The 19,357-nt window shown below is 35.6% G+C and carries 22 protein-coding genes; 17 read left to right on the top strand and 5 right to left on the bottom strand.

What is annotated here, in order from left to right; all coding sequences use genetic code 11:
* The first annotated feature begins 63 nt into the window (after positions 1-63).
* The gene (locus MKY90_RS22215) at positions 64-564 is read left to right on the top strand and encodes a DoxX family protein (RefSeq protein ID WP_098167989.1); all 501 of its coding nucleotides are present in this window, start codon (positions 64-66) and stop codon (positions 562-564) included.
* Positions 565-600: 36 nt separating this feature from the next.
* Here the strand turns inward: MKY90_RS22215 and MKY90_RS22210 are convergent, their stop codons facing one another.
* Positions 601-1,485: an alpha/beta fold hydrolase gene (locus MKY90_RS22210; RefSeq protein ID WP_002129173.1), complete on the bottom strand. Its 885-nt coding sequence runs from the start codon at positions 1,483-1,485 to the stop codon at positions 601-603.
* 15 nt (positions 1,486-1,500) lie between these two features.
* The gene (locus MKY90_RS22205; protein WP_002129172.1) at positions 1,501-2,340 is read right to left on the bottom strand and encodes a GNAT family N-acetyltransferase; all 840 of its coding nucleotides are present in this window, start codon (positions 2,338-2,340) and stop codon (positions 1,501-1,503) included.
* A gap of 269 nt (positions 2,341-2,609) precedes the next feature.
* Between MKY90_RS22205 and MKY90_RS22200 the strand changes: the two genes are divergently transcribed.
* Together MKY90_RS22200 and MKY90_RS22195 are read left to right on the top strand one after the other, a co-directional pair.
* Complete coding sequence (locus MKY90_RS22200) at positions 2,610-3,995, top strand: alkaline phosphatase (protein ID WP_002129171.1); 1,386 nt, start codon at positions 2,610-2,612, stop codon at positions 3,993-3,995.
* 54 nt (positions 3,996-4,049) lie between these two features.
* Positions 4,050-4,514 (top strand): hypothetical protein, encoded by a 465-nt coding sequence (locus tag MKY90_RS22195; protein WP_098167990.1) that lies wholly within the window; start codon positions 4,050-4,052, stop codon positions 4,512-4,514.
* A 76-nt stretch (positions 4,515-4,590) separates the two neighbouring features.
* On the opposite strand, the gene MKY90_RS22190 is transcribed toward MKY90_RS22195, so the two are convergent.
* Positions 4,591-5,241: a GTP pyrophosphokinase gene (locus tag MKY90_RS22190; RefSeq protein WP_002015229.1), complete on the bottom strand. Its 651-nt coding sequence runs from the start codon at positions 5,239-5,241 to the stop codon at positions 4,591-4,593.
* Positions 5,242-5,545: 304 nt separating this feature from the next.
* On the opposite strand from MKY90_RS22190, the gene MKY90_RS22185 reads away from it, so the two are divergent.
* From MKY90_RS22185 to MKY90_RS22175, 3 genes are all read left to right on the top strand, one after another.
* Complete coding sequence (locus MKY90_RS22185) at positions 5,546-7,042, top strand: YcdB/YcdC domain-containing protein (RefSeq protein WP_341092561.1); 1,497 nt, start codon at positions 5,546-5,548, stop codon at positions 7,040-7,042.
* A 183-nt stretch (positions 7,043-7,225) separates the two neighbouring features.
* On the top strand, positions 7,226-7,939 hold the full coding sequence (gene sigK, locus MKY90_RS22180; RefSeq protein ID WP_000051382.1) for an RNA polymerase sporulation sigma factor SigK: 714 nt from the start codon (positions 7,226-7,228) through the stop codon (positions 7,937-7,939).
* A gap of 291 nt (positions 7,940-8,230) precedes the next feature.
* Positions 8,231-9,019 carry a phosphatidylserine decarboxylase gene (locus MKY90_RS22175; RefSeq protein WP_002129166.1) on the top strand — a complete coding sequence of 263 codons (789 nt, stop codon included), beginning with the start codon at positions 8,231-8,233 and terminating at the stop codon, positions 9,017-9,019.
* 152 nt (positions 9,020-9,171) lie between these two features.
* Here the strand turns inward: MKY90_RS22175 and MKY90_RS22170 are convergent, their stop codons facing one another.
* A complete protein-coding gene (locus tag MKY90_RS22170; protein ID WP_002015226.1) occupies positions 9,172-9,327 on the bottom strand; it encodes a sporulation histidine kinase inhibitor Sda in 156 nt (51 codons plus the stop codon).
* A 246-nt stretch (positions 9,328-9,573) separates the two neighbouring features.
* Between MKY90_RS22170 and MKY90_RS22165 the strand changes: the two genes are divergently transcribed.
* From MKY90_RS22165 to MKY90_RS22130, 8 genes are all read left to right on the top strand, one after another.
* Positions 9,574-10,086, top strand: coding sequence for a YqeG family HAD IIIA-type phosphatase (locus tag MKY90_RS22165; RefSeq protein ID WP_002015225.1), 513 nt, complete (start codon positions 9,574-9,576; stop codon positions 10,084-10,086).
* A gap of 3 nt (positions 10,087-10,089) precedes the next feature.
* Positions 10,090-11,196: a ribosome biogenesis GTPase YqeH gene (gene yqeH, locus MKY90_RS22160; RefSeq protein ID WP_002015224.1), complete on the top strand. Its 1,107-nt coding sequence runs from the start codon at positions 10,090-10,092 to the stop codon at positions 11,194-11,196.
* Between the two features lie 15 nt (positions 11,197-11,211).
* Positions 11,212-12,045: a shikimate dehydrogenase gene (aroE, locus tag MKY90_RS22155; protein ID WP_002015222.1), complete on the top strand. Its 834-nt coding sequence runs from the start codon at positions 11,212-11,214 to the stop codon at positions 12,043-12,045.
* Between the two features lie 4 nt (positions 12,046-12,049).
* Positions 12,050-12,343 (top strand): ribosome assembly RNA-binding protein YhbY, encoded by a 294-nt coding sequence (yhbY, locus tag MKY90_RS22150; RefSeq protein WP_002015220.1) that lies wholly within the window; start codon positions 12,050-12,052, stop codon positions 12,341-12,343.
* Between the two features lie 135 nt (positions 12,344-12,478).
* Positions 12,479-13,048 (top strand): nicotinate-nucleotide adenylyltransferase, encoded by a 570-nt coding sequence (locus MKY90_RS22145; protein ID WP_002015218.1) that lies wholly within the window; start codon positions 12,479-12,481, stop codon positions 13,046-13,048.
* Positions 13,038-13,607, top strand: a complete 570-nt coding sequence (yqeK, locus tag MKY90_RS22140) for a bis(5'-nucleosyl)-tetraphosphatase (symmetrical) YqeK (RefSeq protein WP_002143180.1) — start codon at positions 13,038-13,040, stop codon at positions 13,605-13,607. Before MKY90_RS22145 ends, yqeK begins: the two co-directional genes overlap by 11 nt.
* Positions 13,604-13,960: a ribosome silencing factor gene (gene rsfS, locus MKY90_RS22135; RefSeq protein WP_000653209.1), complete on the top strand. Its 357-nt coding sequence runs from the start codon at positions 13,604-13,606 to the stop codon at positions 13,958-13,960. The genes yqeK and rsfS overlap by 4 nt, the downstream gene beginning before the upstream one ends.
* A complete protein-coding gene (locus tag MKY90_RS22130; protein ID WP_002111917.1) occupies positions 13,957-14,706 on the top strand; it encodes a class I SAM-dependent DNA methyltransferase in 750 nt (249 codons plus the stop codon). The genes rsfS and MKY90_RS22130 overlap by 4 nt, the downstream gene beginning before the upstream one ends.
* A gap of 172 nt (positions 14,707-14,878) precedes the next feature.
* Here MKY90_RS22130 and comER read toward each other — a convergent pair whose 3' ends face one another.
* Positions 14,879-15,706, bottom strand: a complete 828-nt coding sequence (comER, locus tag MKY90_RS22125) for a late competence protein ComER (RefSeq protein ID WP_078177914.1) — start codon at positions 15,704-15,706, stop codon at positions 14,879-14,881.
* A gap of 77 nt (positions 15,707-15,783) precedes the next feature.
* Here comER and MKY90_RS22120 point away from each other — a divergent pair, with 77 nt between their 5' ends.
* The 3 genes from MKY90_RS22120 (at position 15,784) to MKY90_RS22110 (ending at position 19,340) form a co-directional block, all read left to right on the top strand.
* Positions 15,784-16,383 (top strand): helix-hairpin-helix domain-containing protein, encoded by a 600-nt coding sequence (locus MKY90_RS22120; protein ID WP_002015211.1) that lies wholly within the window; start codon positions 15,784-15,786, stop codon positions 16,381-16,383.
* A 63-nt stretch (positions 16,384-16,446) separates the two neighbouring features.
* Positions 16,447-17,004, top strand: coding sequence for a ComE operon protein 2 (locus tag MKY90_RS22115; protein WP_002088698.1), 558 nt, complete (start codon positions 16,447-16,449; stop codon positions 17,002-17,004).
* A 14-nt stretch (positions 17,005-17,018) separates the two neighbouring features.
* Positions 17,019-19,340 carry a DNA internalization-related competence protein ComEC/Rec2 gene (locus tag MKY90_RS22110; RefSeq protein ID WP_098167992.1) on the top strand — a complete coding sequence of 774 codons (2,322 nt, stop codon included), beginning with the start codon at positions 17,019-17,021 and terminating at the stop codon, positions 19,338-19,340.
* The last annotated feature ends 17 nt before the right edge of the window (positions 19,341-19,357 follow it).

Below are 19,357 nucleotides of genomic sequence, written 5' to 3'. Positions count from 1 at the left end.
AGTAAGTAACTAATGTTATTATATTATCTGTAACTGAATTAATTACAACTTTAGGAGGAAGATATGATTATTCAATTTTTAAGAGAAAACAAAGCAGTTTCTTTTGTATTAGCGATAATTCGAGTGTATCTTGGTTACACATGGGTAATGGCTGGAATCGGTAAACTACAAGGGAAAGGCTTCGATGCAACTGGTTATTTACAAGGTGCAATTGAAAAATCTAAAGGAGCACAACCAGCTGTTCAATCTTGGTGGGCATCATTTTTACAAGATTTTGCAATTCCAAACGTTGATTTATTTAATACACTTGTGACGTGGGGAGAAATTTTAGTCGGAATTGGTTTAATTGTAGGCTGTTTAACAAAAACAGCGGTCTTTTTCGGTCTTGTAATGAACTTTTCCTATATGTTTAGTGGGTCAATTGGTGTAAACCCTGAAATGGTTATCTTATCCATGTTCGTTCTTGTTTCTGGTATGAATGCTGGAAAACTTGGAATTGATGGCTTAGTTATTCCAAAAGTACTAGGATCAAAAGTTCAAAAACGCCAAAAGCAAGCTGCTTAATATATGAAAACGGGTATCTCAAAAGGAGATACCCGTTTATTTTTCAGCACTTATAGGATTTTTCTCGAAGAAATCTTTTACATACCCTACAAATTCTTGTGGCTCTTGACGAAATGGAGCATGATAACCTTTTTCAATAATATGGAAAGTGCTATTTTTTAAGAATTGATGATAAGTTTCTCCTTCTTTCCAAGAAACGCTACTATCATTTCTTCCCCATATAATTAAAGTTGGTTGCTTGATTTCAGTTGCATTGATTTGAAGACGCCTAGGCCATAATTTCATTTTATTATAATGCTCTTCATCATTACGCTTGAATTTAACTTTGCTCTCATCATAATCTGCAATAGAAGAAACGGCACTTAAATCAGTCGACAACTTTGGTTTTGGTGAACCTTGTTTATTAACGAACGTATGAGGGCCGCCTGTAGCATCAGTTAAAATAAGGTGGGTAACCGCTTCGGGGTATAAATATGTTAAATTAAGAGAAATTTCTCCGCCCATAGAATGTCCCAGTATTGCGAATGAGTCATACCCTAATTTTTTCATTAACTTATAATACAAATTTGCATGAGTTGGGAAAGAATAATAAAAATCCATCGGTTTAGAGGAACGTCCGAATCCTAAAGCATCAACAGAAATAATCGTATGATCTTTTGCTAAATCTGAGTAAACCTTTTGAAAACCATTGGATGATCCTCCAAATCCATGGATCATAAGTAAAGGTGGTTTTTCATCACCAATCTTTTTAAAGTAAATCGTTTGACCATCTATCTCTACCATTTTTTCCTCGGTAGCTAGTTTCGCTGTAATTGTATTTTTAACTTGTTTTACTTGTTCTACTGGCTTTTCTGCTGCACTACATCCTACTAATAGTGTAAGAGTAAGACAACCTACCATAAAATAGCTAAATCGCTTCAATTAGGTGTCCCCTTTCTAACATAACGCTGCATCTATCATAGCAAATAGTATATTACGATTTCCAGGAAGTTGATTACCATTCTTTATCATAAGAGGTGAAAGGAGCGTTTCCTGGAAATTTTCTGTTTGAAGAAATTGACGGAAAATGAATTGTGAGTGCGGAACATCAATGCGTATTGTCCCATTCCACGAGTTGCAAATTATTTCTAATAACTGAATAGCGTCTTTTTCTTTTTTTGAAATAAGTGGAGTGATACATAGTACATCTCCTTTTTGTATGCATAAAGCAAAAGCATCTATTTGATTATCCCGCTCTATTTTAAAGGAGTAAGTTGCTCTCGATAGTAGTGATAAATAAAGCTTAGAACGATCTGCACCAGTCGCAGTTTGATCAAGAAAAATGAGAGATTGAAGATCGGCTTGCTGAATTTGTTTTATGGGAAAAGAATTTGTACTTATATGAGCCGCTTGTTTTTCGAAACGATGAATTGTTGTTATTGATTGAAATCCATAAGATACATATAAGGATTCACCAGCTTTTGTTGCAATGAGTGTAATAGGGAGCGATGGATAAGTTACTTTTAAGCTATTGTTTAACAAAATACGGCCAATTCCTTTTCTTTGAAAATCAGGATGCACGATTAACATACCGATAGAAGAAAATCCAGGGGCAAACGAAAAGACCCCGCCCGCTGCAATAAGTTTATTCTCATGTACATAGCCAAAAATTGTGCCAATGGAAAGGTACATATGGAATTGCTCTTTCATAAAACTCGCATGCTGTAACCACCCAACTGATTCGCAAAGAGAGAGTAAGGCTGGAATGGAAGATTCGTCTAGTTTTACTGTTTTCATAAAGTTCACCATATTTCTATTTAAATTAGAAAAAATAAGAATAATATTAAGAAATGTAAAATAATAGGTTCGTATTAAAAGAAATCCAACCTGTTTATATTTATCTTTGTAAAGGGGAGTATGCTTGATATGAAAAGACAAACTTATACAAATTATAACTTAAATTTACATAAGTTAACAAAAAATTTACATATAACTCATTTTCTCTTAACAGTCTTCTATTAAATTTGATAGTGGGAAATGAATAACCTAATTAGGGGGACAAGACAGTGAAAAAGTTTGTAAAAAAAGCATGGCCATTTGCAGTTGTGGCGTCGTTAGCAGTTACTTCGGTAGCAACATGGAATTTTACGCGTTCTAGTGAGGTTAATGCAGATGAGAACGGAAACAATGCAAAAATTAAAAATGTCATTGTATTAATTGGGGACGGTATGGGGCCTTCATATATGACAGCTCATCGTTATATGAAAGATAATCCAAAAACATTTGAGATGGAATCTACAGAATTTGATAAGCATCTTGTAGGAACACAAAAAACATATCCAGAAGATGAACATGAAAATATTACAGACTCTGCATCGGCAGCTACTGCGATGTCAGCAGGTATAAAAACATATAACGCAGCTATTGCAGTAGATAATGATAAAGCTGAAGTGAAAACAGTATTGGAGCAAGCGAAAGAAAAAGGGAAGTCAACGGGACTCGTTGCAACTTCTGAAATTACACATGCAACACCAGCTGCATTCGGTGCACATGATATTAGTCGTAAAAATATGGACGCAATTGCAAATGATTACTTTGATGAAAAAATTAAAGGTAAGCATAAAATAGATGTTATGCTTGGCGGGGGCGTAAAGAACTTTGTTAGAAAAGACCGCAATCTTACAGAAGAATTTAAGAAGTCTGGTTATAGTTATGTAACAGATCGTAATCAATTATTAAATGATAAAAGCGATCAAGTTCTTGGCTTATTTGCACCAGGTGGTTTAGACAAAATGATTGACCGTACTGACAAAACACCTTCATTAGAAGAGATGACAAATGCAGCGATTGAGCGCTTGAACAAAAATAAAGACGGTTTCTTCTTAATGGTCGAAGGTAGTCAAATTGATTGGGCTGGACATGATAATGATATTGTCGGTGCAATGAGTGAAATGGAAGACTTCGAAAAAGCGTTTAAAGCAGCAATTGAGTTTGCGAAAAAAGATAAGAACACATTAGTTGTTGCAACTGCAGACCATGCTACTGGCGGATTATCTTTAGGTGCGAATGGTGAGTATAACTTTAAAGTAGATCCGATTAAAGCTGCGAAACGTACGCCAGACTTTATGGCAAATGAGATTGTAAAAGGTGCAAATGTAGAAGAAACATTGAAAAAGTATATTGATCTACAATTAACACCAGAAGAAATTAAAGCTGTAAATGATATAGCTCCATCAAAAGATGTAACAAAGATTGATAATGCAATTGAAGATATCTTCAATAAGCGTTCGGTTACAGGTTGGACAACGGGTGGACATACAGGTGAAGATGTGAACGTATATGCATTCGGACCAGGTAAATACTTATTCTCTGGCGTTCAAGAGAATACAAATATAGCTAAACGTGTCTTTGACATCGTTGGCGGCGGCGATCCGAATAAAGGAAGACGCTAATTATAAATGAAAGTGAGGCGAAATGCCTCACTTTTCTTTTTAGGAGATGGAAAGATGAGCGTTTTTTTAGGGAAATTAAGATTCCTTCTAGTATTCGTATTATTGCTAGTTGGATGTCAATCTCAAGAGAATAATATAGAACAAAAATCTGCTGGGAAAACTGAGGAAAAGGTACATATAACGAAAGAAGAAGAGAAATCCATTCAAGATGTTATTGAGGCATTTGTACGGACGACGAATGAAAAAAATCTTGCTGAACATATGGAGTTATTTTCAAAGAAGATGCCTAGTGCTGAAGACTTAAAAACACAAAAGGAAGCGGCATTTCAAAAGGGAAATAAGAAAATAGAGTTAGAACATATGAATATGAAAGCTCTTAAAGGTGGGCTTGTTATTGTTGAAACGGAGGAAAAAGAAGTAGATGGAGAGGTTACTCTTCAGAAGAAAATGCAGTACGCACTTGGAAAAGAAGACGAAGGGTGGAAGATTGAAGAGGTTCGTACGATAGAGAAGAAATAAAGTGAAACTTTAATCAGTGGGAGTCTTACTGCCCGCAAATAGCGGGATAAAAAGGTTCTCATAGGAGAGAACCTTTTTATAGTGGTAATAAAATTTGATTTGAACATGCTTCAATGTCATCAATATCTTGACGGATTGTTGCCATCTTATTATCGAGGTCTTCAGCTTTCATAGCAGCGTCATGTAGTTCATCTTTCAAATAGTCAGGTATATTTCCTTCATATTTGTAGTAAAGTTTATGTTCTAAACTTGCCCAAAAGTCCATGGCAAGTGTACGTAATTGAATTTCTGCAAAGACATCTTTCGTACCAGAATTTAGTGACAATGGATATTTAATAATCATATGCAAACTTTTATAGCCATTTCCTTTTGGATTAGCAATATAATCTTTTACTTCTACAATTTCCATGTCTCCACGATTTTCAATAACTTCTTTTAAATGATAAATATCTTCTACAAAGCAACATGTAATACGGATGCCAATAATATCTTGTAATTGTGTTTGAGCATTTTCAACTGTTGGTGATAAGTTTTTACGCTCAAGCTTCCTAATGATACTTTCGGGTTGTTTAAGTCTTGTTTTTATATGTTCAAACGGGTTGTAGTCTTCTAAAAATTGAGCTTCCCGGTTCATAATTTCAAATTTAGTTTTTAACTCTTCTAAAGCGAATGTATAAGGTAATACAAAAGCTTTCCAGTAGTTAACTGTTGATTGGTTATATTCCATTTCTATACACACCTTTTCTTATTTACAAGTGAAGTTGTTATTATACTAAACACCAAATCATGTAGGCGCAAGCAGCAAATGATGAGATCATAAAGCGATATTTAGTTTTCATCTTTTCAACCCCTTTCAAATGAAATTATATATGAATAAACGTCATTGTTAGTAATTTCACTATGTACAATTCTTATAGTAATAGATTCATGTGAAATTCGTATGAACTAATTGTTTCAGTTTTTTGTCTTTTTGATAACGGCTTTTGGTTTTGTTTGTTATAATTACCTTAAATTGTAATAAAGGAGAGGGTATGATGAATCCAAAAGATAAAAAAAGAAAAGAGCAAGTGGCCCATATTATTGAAATTCCAGATGAATATAGGCTTGTTGTAGATGATCAAGAAGGAGTGGATGATCCGTATCATCTATTATGGTGGGGGCATAAAGAGGATGAGGAGAAAAAGATACAAATTACATTAAATAGGCATACTGGTAATTTATTCGAATTCAGGATAGATGATGAAAATTATTTTTCGAGTGATAAAGAAGTGATAGAGGAGAATAAGGCAAGAGAGATTGCAAATGTATTTATAAAAAAATATGTGGAAGAAGAATTAGAATTTTATACATATGTGTCAGTTAAGGATGACTGGCGTGGTTGGAAAGAAATAAATTATATGCAGGAAGTGAATGGATATCCATTGCCGAATACAGGATGTGTTGTGCGAATTCATCCTTCAGGTAATGTTGTGCATTTTCATTACAATGGACAAAAAGCTATAGGGAAAAAACCGTTATGGCCAATTGAAATTGTTGAGGAGAACGTCGTTTTAGAAACTTTGAGAGCTAGACAAGATATGAGACTTGTATTTGTGGATTTAACACATTCTTCATGTAAATATGAAAATGGTGAGGAAGTAAAAGGCTATCATCTTGTATATGAACCAGAACCTAGTCATGCGTTTATTGATGCAAGTACAGGTAAAGATTTATTTGACCCAGATCATTATAAATTGCCTCCAACTGTAGCTGTTGAAAAACCGAAAAAAGGTAGTCAACAAGATGATATATTCGATTTATTTGACTGGGATAAAGAAAGTTTTACAAAAGTGGCTGAGACAGAAAATGAAGATGGAATAAGGATGAAATTTGTTTCGAAAGAGGAATTACAAAAACAGAAAGAAGAAAAGAATCCATATTTAATGAATGAATTTTTAAAAAAGCATTTACCGATGTTAAAATATAATAATTTAGTTGGCATTACGATTGATAAATCAACCAAGGAATTAATTGGTTTTATAAAACTGGCAGACGATAAAGAAGTAAAACAAATACTGTCTAGAGAGGAATGTTTACAAAAAGCACTTCAATTTTTAGAACATGTTATTCCAGATGTTACACAATATCTTCGCCTTTGGGATGAACGTGACGAAGATGAAGGGATTGAAAGATTTGTCTTTTCAGTATATGTGAATGAAATTCCGGTAGAGTATAGGGAATTCATGGTCAACATTAATACAGAAAATGGTGCTGTGATGCATTACTCGGGAAAATCTAGCAATATAATAGAAGAGTTACTTGCACATGAAACAACACCAAAAGTAACAAAAGAAAAAGCGTTAGAAATATATAAAGAGGTCATTCGAGTAAAATTAGAATGGTGTATAGATCATGATGCAGAGGAAATGAAATATAAACTGCTGTATAAACAAACGAGGAGTGAAAATCATAAAGAATCCGTCGATTGTAGTCGGAAAATTCGTTACATAGATGCGCATACTGGAGAGAAAATTTGGAGTGAATATTAGTAAAAGCCAATCGATACGTTTCGATTGGCTTTTACTATGTTTATAGAAAAATTTAATGATTAGCGTTGAGTGGTTTAAGAATGCCATTAAGTTAAGAGTTCCATATTTACATCGTACAGACACAAACAACCTCATGCCCACATACACATAGTAAAGACCACTATTTTGGCGGAGGTGAAAGGTTTGAGTCTATTCGCCGCAATTGGATATATGGTTCGAGAAGTGTTTGTATTTGTTTCTTATGTGAAGAACAATGCGTTCCCGCAGCCGTTATCATCAGATGATGAGAGAAAGTACTTAGAGTTAATGGAGCAAGGTGATGCTCAAGCGAGAAATCTTTTAATTGAACATAATTTACGGCTTGTAGCTCATATTGTTAAGAAATTCGAAAACACTGGTGAAGATGCAGAAGATTTAATTTCAATTGGTACCATTGGGCTTATTAAAGCGATTGAAAGCTATTCAGCAGGGAAAGGAACTAAGCTTGCAACATATGCAGCACGCTGTATCGAAAATGAAATTTTGATGCATTTACGTGTGCTGAAGAAAACGAAAAAAGACGTTTCACTTCATGATCCGATTGGGCAAGATAAAGAGGGTAATGAAATATCGCTTATTGATATATTAAAATCAGAATCTGAAGATGTAATTGATATGATTCAGCTTAGTATGGAGTTAGAAAAAATTAAAGAGTATATCGATATTTTGGACGAACGAGAGAAAGAAGTAATTGTGAAGCGTTTTGGACTTGGGCTTGATAAAGAGAAAACACAGAGGGAGATTGCGAAGGCACTCGGTATTTCAAGAAGCTACGTATCGCGAATTGAAAAGCGTGCTTTAATGAAAATGTTCCATGAATTTGTGCGGGCTGAGAAAGAGAAAAAAGCAAAAGAATAATGTGTATTGTAAGCAGCTACACTTTAAAAGTGGCTGCTTTTCTTTCGGGAAAACGGAAAGAAAACGAGCTGTTCTAAGAAGAAATACATGTTCACTGTTGAAAATGGCGGGTTCTATCTGTAATATTAGAAGGTGCTAAACAATTTAAGAATAAAAATTATACTTAGTTTTTCTTCGTGTATAACGAGACGGCTCCATTCTATATGTGGGAATAAGAACCAATTTTACATATGATATAGAGAGAAAAGAAGGGGAAACTAAAGTTATAGGCTGATTAGGAGGTTTCGTAATTTGCGACGGACATTATATCGACTTATGATCGAACTTACAAATGGTCGTTTTACTTCTTATATATTACGTAAATTTGCACAATCTCGTTTGAGCTCTATCATTATTCCATCGTATGTGAAAGTTTTTCAAATTAATCAAGATGAGATGGAAAAGGGTTTGAAGGAATATGGAACATTGCATGATTTATTTACACGTAGGCTAAAAGAAGGAAAGCGTAGTATTGATACTGATGCATCGAGTATCGTTAGTCCTGTTGATGGTGTTTTTGCTGATCAAGGTCCTATTGAGGATACAAAAACATTCGATATAAAAGGAAAGCGTTATTCAATTGTGGATATGCTAGGTAATGAAGAGCGTGCAAAGCGATATGCAGGCGGTACATATATGGTGATTTATTTGAGTCCAAGTCATTATCATCGCATTCATAGCCCGCTTTCTGGCTCTGTGACTGAAAGATTTGTACTCGGTAGAAAATCATATCCGGTAAATGCAGCGGGTATGGAGTATGGGAAAGAACCATTGTCAAAAAATTATCGCTCTGTTACAGAAGTAAATAGTGACGGCGAACATATGGCACTTGTAAAAGTAGGTGCTATGTTTGTTAATAGTATCGAGCTCCTTCATGAAAGAAGTACTGTTCAAAAAGGTGAAGAGATGGCATACTTTACATTTGGCTCAACAGTTGTTTTATTATTTGAAAAAGATATGATTAAAGCAGTGCAGGAATTGACAAGTGGGCAAGAGCTGCGTCTTGGTGAAAAAATTGCAACCCGAGTATCTCATAAGTAAAGAAAAGGTTTTATAATATACTTATGAAGCTCTAATTAAGAAATGTGGACAAAGATGCTTAATGAAGAAATCCCCTAGATGGGAGTACTTGTTTATTCGAGAGCCATCGCAGGATGGCTCTTTTTACAGGTCAATCAGCAATCTATATGTACTCAAGAAGATTTGACGAGCTTGTCCTCTAACGAGCGTCTAATAATTTCTTGTTTTATAAGTAAAATGAAGTCGGGATTTAATTTTAGTTCTTTTGCTTTATAATAAGACTCAGTGAGTAAATCAGTAGATAACTGTTCCATATGTTTTGTTTTCAAGGTGAGTCACCTCCTAATAATATAAGGATTGATTCGTTGTTGCATTTAATGTACCAAAAAAATATGACAGTCACAAACAAGAGGTTATCCACATAACTCAGTGGATAAAATGTGGATAGATTGTTAGTAAATTCCAAATTGACTGAAAAATTAACGTGGAAAGTGTGTACAAGTTTATCCACAGGTTATCTATCGAAAAATGTTGTCGAAAAATTTTATGAAAAATCCTCAAAGAGGTGAAAGAAATTGAAGTTATTTTTACCAAATGAATATGTGAAAAATATATATCATATTCAACCAGAAGATTTGAAAAAACGTGGAATTAAAGGAGTTATTACTGATTTAGATAACACTTTAATTGAATGGGATCGTCCAAACGCAACGCCACAGCTTGAAGAGTGGTTTTTGAAAATGAAAGAAAATGATATTCAAGTAACGGTCGTTTCAAATAACAACGAGCAACGCGTTAAAGACTTCGCTGACCCATTAGGTATTCCGTTTATTCATAGTGCGCGCAAACCGTTTGTTCGCGCATTTAAGCGTGCGATACATGAGATGCACCTGCAGCCAGATGAAGTTGTAGTAATTGGAGATCAGTTACTAACGGATGTGCTCGGCGGGAATCGTGTGGGACTTCATACAATTTTAGTTGTACCGGTAGCGCAAACGGACGGATTGGTGACACGATTTAATCGGAAAATTGAACGAAGAATTATGAGAAACATGAAGAAAAAAGGCTTAATTAACTGGGAGGAATAAAGTTTGACTGAAACAATTAAATGTATTGGTTGCGGTGTAGAAATTCAAACAGAAAATAAAAATGAAGTAGGATACGCTCCTGTATCATCTTTAGAAAAAGAACAAGTAATTTGCCAACGTTGTTTTCGTTTGAAACATTATAACGAAATTCAAGATGTATCTTTAACAGATGATGATTTCCTTCGTATTTTGAACGGAATTGGACAATCAGACGCACTAGTGGTTAAAATCGTAGATATTTTCGATTTCAATGGTAGCTGGTTACCGGGCTTACATCGTTTTGTAGGGAACAATAAAGTATTACTTGTAGGGAATAAGGCTGACTTAATTCCAAAGTCAGTTAAGCATGATAAAGTAAAACATTGGATGCGCTATAGTGCAAAGCAACTTGGTTTAAAACCAGAAGATGTCTTTTTAATTAGTGCAGCTAAAGGACAAGGAATCGCTGAACTTGCTGATGCAATTGAGCATTACCGCGAAGGTAAAGATGTTTATGTTGTTGGATGTACGAATGTTGGTAAATCAACATTTATTAATCGTATGATTAAAGAGTTTAGTGATGAGACTGAGAATGTAATTACAACATCACATTTCCCAGGAACAACGCTTGATTTAATTGATATCCCATTAGACGAAACGTCATCTTTATACGATACACCAGGTATTATTAATCATCATCAAATGGCGCATTATGTTGGGAAACAAAGCTTAAAGCTTATTACACCGACTACAGAAGTTAAGCCAATGGTATTCCAATTAAATGAAGAACAAACATTATTCTTTGGTGGATTAGCACGATTTGATTATGTAAGTGGGGGCCGTCGTGCATTCACTTGTCATTTCTCAAACCGTTTAACAATCCATCGTACAAAGCTTGAAAAGGCTGATGAATTGTACGAAAAACACGCTGGAGAATTATTGAATCCACCGACACCAGAAGAATTAGAAAATATGCCTAAGTTTGTGAAATATGAATTTAATATTCGTGAGCCGAAAACGGATGTTGTATTCTCTGGATTAGGCTGGGTTACTGTAAATGAATCAGGAGCGAAAATTGTTGCTCATGTACCAAAAGGAGTAAGTGTTTCATTACGTAAATCTTTAATTTAATATGGAGAGGGATTTATGAAACAATTATATGGTGTAATCGGAAATCCAATTGGACATTCATTATCACCCGTTATGCATAACGATGCATTTGAACACTTGAATATGGATGCCCATTACCATGCGTTTCTTGTAGAAGAAGAAGCGCTAGGGGAAGCAGTAAAAGGTTTGAAAGCATTAGGTATTTCAGGATTTAATGTAACGACTCCGCACAAAGTTGCAATTATGGAGTACTTGGATGAGATTGCCCCGTTAGCAAGGCAAATCGGTGCGGTAAATACAGTAGTTCATCGAGATGGAAAATTGATTGGGTATAATACAGATGGAATTGGTTTTGTTCGTGCCCTGCAGTCAATTAGTGAAGATCCACTTCAAGAGAAACGTATTTTATTAATCGGTGCAGGTGGTGCTAGCCGAGCTATTTACTTCTCGCTTGCCGATGTAGGTGTGAAAGAAATTGATATTGCTAATCGTACGAGAGATAAGGCGAAAAACCTTATCTCTGGGTGCATGGCAAATGTTAATTCGCATGCTCTATCGTTAGAATGTGCAGCAGAAAATCAAGGGGAATATGATATTATCATCCAAACAACAACGATAGGTATGCATCCACATGTTGAGTATACGCCGCTGGAAATTCGTTCATTGAAACAAGGAACGATTGTTTCTGATATTATTTATAATCCATTTGAGACGAAAATTTTAGGCGATGCGAAAGAACAAGGTGCAATAATTCAAAATGGAATCGATATGTTCGTTTATCAAGGTGCACTTGCGTTTGAAATGTGGACAGGGTGTGTGCCGAATATTGATAGAATGAAACAATTAGTAATGAGAGAGCTTGGAGGCTAATTATATGTTAACAGGAAAACAAAAAAGGTTTTTACGTGCAAAGGCACATCATTTAACACCGATTTTTCAAGTTGGAAAAGGTGGCGTGAATGAAAATATGGTGAAACAAATTGGAGAAGCATTAGAAGTTCGTGAACTATTTAAAGTGAGCGTATTACAAAACTGTGAATTTGATCGTAGTGAAGTTGCAGAAGAGCTTGCACAAGGTGCACGAGCTGAAATCGTTCAAGTAATCGGAAGCACAATTGTTTTATACAAAGAATCAAGAGAAAATAAGCAGATTAAGCTTCCTCGATAAAAGATATACGTGAGTTATTTCGTAATGGACGCTTGATATGTAGAAAGCGAAACCAATTGAACTTTTATTAACAGTGGGCTCTCTTCGAATTTGTATGGGGAGAGTTGCTGTATGTAAAAGGAAGGAGCGTTTCTTTTGAGAAAAATTGGCATTATTGGTGGCACGTTTGATCCACCTCATAATGGGCATTTGTTAATTGCAAATGAAGTGTATCATGCTTTAGGGTTGGAAGAGGTATGGTTTTTGCCGAATCAAGTTCCACCGCACAAGCAAGGACGTAACATTACGAGTGTGAAAAGTCGATTAAACATGCTGCAAATAGCGATTGAGGAAGAAGCATACTTTTCAATTTGTTTAGAAGAGCTAGACAGAGAAGGCCCATCTTATACGTACGATACTATGGTACAATTAACGGAGAAGTATCCGGATGTGCAGTTTCACTTTATTATTGGCGGAGACATGGTTGAGTATTTGCCGAAGTGGTATAACATTGAAAAGTTACTTAAGCTTGTGACTTTCGTTGGAGTTGCAAGACCAGGTTATACATTACATACGCCTTATGATATCGTAAAAGTGGAAATTCCGGAGTTTGCAGTTTCTTCTTCTCTGTTACGTGAGAGATATATGACGAAGAAAACGTGCAAATATTTACTCCCCGAAAAAGTACAGGTATATATCGAGAGGAATGGGTTGTATGAATCGTGAGGAAGCACTTAGTATTGTCAAACAACAAATGCATGAAAAACGTTATATACACACGGTTGGTGTAATGGAAACAGCGATTGAACTTGCTAGGTTATATGGTGTAGATGAGAAAAAGGCAGAGACGGCTGCTATATTTCACGATTATGCAAAATGTAGAGCGATTCCAGAAATGGAAGAGATTATTAAGAGAGAAGCTTTGCCAAAGGATCTACTGCACTATAACAAAGAGTTATGGCATGCACCTGTTGGGGCATACTTAGTAGAAAAAGAAGTAGGCATTACTGATCCTGAAATTCTACAAGCTATTACATATCATACAAGTGGTCATGAAAAAATGACAATGTTAGATAAAGTTATTTATGTAGCAGATTACATTGAACCAGGACGTAAGTTTCCTGGTGTGGAAGAAGCGAGGAAACTCGCATATAAAGATATAAATCAAGCTTTACTGTTTGCTTTAAAGCGAACAATTCAATTTTTAATGGAAAAAGATCAAACGATTTATCCATTAACATTCCAAACATACAATGAAGTTATCAAGGAGGAAATTAATAAATGAAAGATAAAGAGTTATTAGTATTAGCGGCAAAAGCAGCTGATGATAAGAGAGCAGAAGATATGGTTGTACTAAATATGCAAGGTATTTCACCGATTGCAGACTATTTTATTATTTGTCACGGAAATTCAGACAAGCAAGTACAAGCAATTGCACGTGAAATTAAAGCGAAGGCACATGAGTTCGAAATTAACGTACAACGTATGGAAGGCTTTGATGAAGCACGTTGGGTTTTAGTAGACCTTGGTGATGTGGTTGCTCATGTATTCCATAAAGATGAGCGTAATCACTATAATTTAGAGCGTCTATGGGGCGATGTGCCGCGTGAAGATATTGCAGATGAGCTAGATCAATGAAATACGAACAATTTGCTTTGCTGTATGACGAACTGATGAATGATGTCCCTTATGATAAATGGGTGGAATTCACAGAGGAAAGTTTACAACAGGCATCTATGAAAGAGGCAAAAATCCTTGACGTAGCATGTGGAACTGGTAACGTAACACTTCCGCTTGTGCGAAAAGGTTATGACTTAATTGGTGTAGATCTTTCGGAAGAAATGTTAACTGTCGCGCAGCAAAAATTGGGGGGAGAAGGATATTTTATTCCTTTTTACCAACAAGACATGAGAGAGCTCGATGTTCCTGGTGAATTTGATTGTGTGACAATCTTTTGTGACTCATTAAATTACGTATTGCAAGAAGATGGAGTGCAAGAAACATTTAGAAGAGTTTTCCACCATTTACGTCAGGATGGCTTGTTTTTATTCGATGTACACTCTTTATATAAAATACATCACGTATTTCAAAATGAAACATATACAGTGAACGGCGAAGAAATATCACTTATTTGGAACTGCTTCCCTGGAGAAGAATCAGATAGTGTGGAACATGATTTGACATTCTTTGTACAAGATTCAGAAGAAGATGTGTATCATCGTTTTGACGAATGTCACGTGCAACGTGCGTATTCGGTTGAAGTGTTAACAAAATGGCTTGAAGAAGCTGGGTTTACAGTGCTTCGCGTCACAGGTGACTTTGAACGAATTGAAGTGACAGAACAAACAGAGCGCATCTTTTTTATGGCGAAGAAGAATGGATAAAAGAAAAGCAACCGATAAGGTTGCTTTTGTTTTATAGAAAAGATGTAGTTTTAGTTCTAGAAAAATAAAAAGATGATATGTGTAAAGTGTAAAAATGCTAGTTTTAGTGAAAATGTAGCATGAAAAAGATAAGTATTAATAAAAAGGGTTTGGGATTACGATGGCGTATTTATTATGTGTGTTTATTGAATTGCTGCTCAACGCATTTTAAATCTTCATCAAATTTCTCGTGTGTCCGTTCGATTAATTTATGAAACATATCCCCAACGTGCTCTTCTAAAATACGAATACCTTCTCCTGTAACACCGCCTTTAACGCATACCTTTTCTTGTAAAGTAGGTAATGTGAAAATTTCTTTTTCGAGTAATTTCCCCATTCCAATGACCATTTCACTTACTAAAGTAGTGGCTTCTTCATGTGTAATATTTGTTTTATCTACAGCAGCGTTAATGAAACATTGTAATAAATAACTAAAAAAAGCAGGGCCGCAGCTTGCTATATCAGATGAAACGCGTGTTATATCTTCTTCTATAACAAGGGGAGTAGAAATGTTTTTGAATAGACGAAGTAGTTTTTGTTGCCATTCTAGAGAGCAGTTATTTCCAAATGTAAATAGTGATGCGCCGGATAAGGCGCGGTTTGTGATGCTTGGAATGATACGAGCGACGTGGCAAGGTATAAGTGTTTCTAATTGTGATGGAGATATGGGGCTTGTGATAGAAACTAAGCAATCTTCGTCTGAAAAATGGTCAGCGTATTTTTGTAGAATAGGGTATATGTCTATCGGTTTTACGCAAATGAAAATAAGCTGGGATTGTTCGATTACCTCTTGGATTGTTTTGGCTATATGAACAGAAGGGTATTTTTCTTTTATATGATATGCTTTGGCAGGCGTCCGATTAATAATAGTAAGGCACGAAGGTTTGACAGCACGGGTTTCTAAAAATGCATCGATTAGTATACTCCCCATGTTCCCTGTCCCTATAATTCCTATGTTCAATGTTTCATCCCTCCTTCGTAACAGCTTTCTCCTAAACAATATGAATGATGTTATAAATTTATGATTAGAGGTGTAAAATGATGTGGGATTTTCCGAAAAAATGGTTGGGATTAGTGGTTATTATTGGCACTTTGATTTTTCTTTTTTTCTGGAAAACGAATCAGCAAACAGAGCGATCGCTCGTTACAACGGAAGTTCAAGTGAAAGATGTGGAGAAAAAAAGTAAACCGAAAGTATTGGATGCAAAGGAGCAGAAAAAAATAATTATAATTGATGTGAAAGGGGCGGTTTTTAAAGAGGGTGTGTATGAAATGAAGGAAGGGGACCGGGTGAAGGAGGCCGTTGAAAAAGCTGGTGGTTTGTTGCCGGATGCAGATGTGAAGAAAGTGAATTTGGCGCAAATGGTCCAAGACCAAATGCTTCTTTATGTTCCTAACAAGAATGAGCCAGTGCAAGAAGGGGCTACTTTTTCAAAAAGCGAGGGTAAAGTGCAAATAAATACAGCTTCTAAAGAGCAACTTGAAAAAATAACAGGCATTGGTTCTCGGAAAGCGGAAAGTATTTTGAAATATCGAGAAGAACATGGTCTGTTTCAGAAAATAGAAGATTTATTAGAAATTGATGGGATTGGTGCGAAGTCTTTAGAGAAAATAAAAGATCAAATTATTATTCCATAAAAGATTGACGAAGTTTTTCTTTTTTCGCTACACTACAAGTAGACAAAAAAGAAGGTGAAAAATATGGAACGAATTTCATGGGATCAATATTTTATGACGCAGAGCCATCTACTATCTTTACGTAGTACATGTACAAGGCTTGCGGTAGGAGCGACAATCGTTCGTGATAAACGAATTATTGCTGGTGGATATAACGGTTCAATTAAAGGTGGTGTGCATTGTATAGACGATGGTTGCTATGTCATTGATAATCATTGCGTTCGGACAATTCATGCTGAAATGAATGCTTTATTGCAATGTGCGAAATTTGGTGCAAAAACAGAGGAAGCGGAAATTTATGTCACACATTTTCCTTGTTTGCAGTGCTGTAAGGCGATTATTCAAAGTGGTGTTACAGCGGTTTATTATGCACAGGACTATAAAAATCATCCGTATGCCGTAGAGTTATTTGAACAAGCGAGTGTAACGGTAAAGCACGTTCCGCTAGAATACGATATTACATCGCTAGAGGAACAAGAGCGTCATTTACAGCTAAAGGAATTATTCGCAGCTTTAGAAAAAGATAATTTATCAATGGAAGAATTACAGCGTGTATTCACTAAAGCGAAAATGATGCTATAAGGAGTGAGTATGAGTTGAATGGGCAATGGGGCTATGTTGCAATCTCGTTTATAATTGGGATTGCAATTACCTTTTCCGCATCGCATTTGTTGGCTGCTTGTTGTTTCGTTTGTTATGTTTTATTTTGTTTATATCGTACTTCGCGTAAAACCTTCATATTTTGTATAATAGCGTGTTTTAGTGGCGTTATGTACACCACGTATGTTCAGAGTCTAAATAAGCCGCTAGGGGAGTCCTATGAAGTTACACGAGGGGTCGTGCAAAATACACCTCTAATTAATGGGGATCGTCTCTCTTTTCAAATTGAAGATCAGAATAAAAACTTAGTGCAGTTAAATTATAAAATACAATCTGCTTCGGAAAAGAAGCAGTTGCAACAATTACATGTAGGTATATCGTGTACATTTAAAGGGGAGGTGAAAGAACCACAAACTGCCCGGAATTTTCATGTTTTTGATTATCGTAATTATTTATATCAGCAAAAAATACATTTTATATTTGATGTGACATACATTTCTGAATGTCACAAAACATCGTTGTCACTCGTGCAATGGATTTTCCTTCTCAGGCAACAAACAATCTCGAAAGTTACAGAAATGTTCCCGGAACAATCAGGTGCATTTATGAACGCATTATTATTTGGAGATCGACAACAAATGACGTTTGAAGTAGAAGAGCAATATCAACAATTTGGTCTTATACATTTGTTAGCAATTTCAGGATCGCATATCGTACTATTAATGGTTATAATGTATTTTGTTTTGCTAAGAAGTGGTGTGACGAAAGAGACAGCAACAGTATGCCTTATAGTTTGCATTCCTCTGTATATGATCATAGCTGGGGCGTCGCCATCTGTTGTGAGGGCTTCTATAACAGGAGTTTTATTATTGGTAGCTTTCATGTGCTCTGTTCGCTTATCTAGTCTAGACGCCTTAAGTATAACAGCTATATGTATGCTTATATACGATCCGTATCTTATTTTCAACATTGGATTTCAATTCTCATTTGTAGGTAGTTTTTCTTTACTACTATCTGCGCCGATATTATTAGGGCGTAGTAATGGGATAGTTCGAAATTCTATTTACATTTCTATAATTTCACAGCTCGCTAGTACCCCCATCTTGTTATATCATTTTGGTTATTTTTCTCCTTATAGCATTTTCCTCAATTTTATATATGTTCCTTTTCTATCCATTATTGTATTGCCGTGTAGCATCATTATTCTTATATGTATGCCGGTTATTCCATTTTTCGCAAAAGGAATTGCATATGTACTTTCACTATGTTTAACCATTTCTAATGATTTTCTAAGTTACTGTGAAAGTTTCCCTTTCATCCGACTTACTTTTGGTCAAACTCCTTTATTTCTTGTGGCTATATATTGTTTTAGTATCGTTAGTATATTTGTGATTTGGGAAAGGGTAATAACGAAAAAAAATTTGTGCATAGTTGTGGGTGTGTTTCTTTTTATTAGTACTTGTCATTATGTATATCCATATTTTCGCGAAAGTGGGAGTGTTACATTTCTTGATGTTGGACAGGGAGATGCGATATTAATTCGTCTTCCATACGATAAAGAGGTTTATCTTATTGATACAGGAGGAGCCCTTCCTGTCAAGAAGGAAGCGTGGCAACAGAAAAAGCATGAATTTTCTGTTGGGCATGATATTCTTGTTCCTTTTTTACAAAAAGAAGGTATAAAAACGATTGATAAATTAATTGTAACGCACGGAGATGCGGATCATATAGGTGCTGCGCTGGATTTGCTGTCATCTATTATTGTAAAAGAAGTTGTATTTGGGAGAAAGGAACAAGATGCTGTATTGGAAAAAGTGGTGAAGAAAAAGGCGTTAGAAAAGAGCATGAAGATAAGTGTAGTAGGAGAAGGGGACGGTTGGAGGGTAAATGAAGCGGAATTTTTCGTATTAGCTCCAAAGGGGAAAGAAAAGGGAGAAAATGACTCTTCGATTGTACTATGGGCCAGACTAGGGGGACTAACATGGCTATTTACGGGTGATCTAGAAGAAGAAGGAGAAAAGTTTATAGTATCAACATATCCTGATTTGCGGGCTAATATTTTAAAAGTTGCCCACCATGGGAGTAAAACATCGTCTACAGATCCATTTTTAAGCCTTGTACAGCCTGCTGTAGCGATTATTTCTGTGGGGGAGCGTAATAGGTATGGGCACCCGCATAAGGAAGTTATAGAGCGTTTTAAGAAGATGGGTATTGATATATGGCGTACGGATAAGCAAGGTGCTATTTCCTATGTTTTTAATGGAGAAAAAGGAACCTTTCAAAGTAAAATCACATATGATGAAACACATAGAAGATGAAAAAAAGAAGACTGCCG

It is taken from the genome of Bacillus sp. FSL P2-0099 (genome assembly GCF_038007445.1).
In the GTDB taxonomy this organism is placed as follows: Bacteria; Bacillota; Bacilli; order Bacillales; family Bacillaceae_G; genus Bacillus_A; species Bacillus_A mycoides.
The sequence above is the reverse complement of the archived record's forward strand: the minus strand, read 5'-3'. Positions and strand labels throughout refer to the sequence as shown.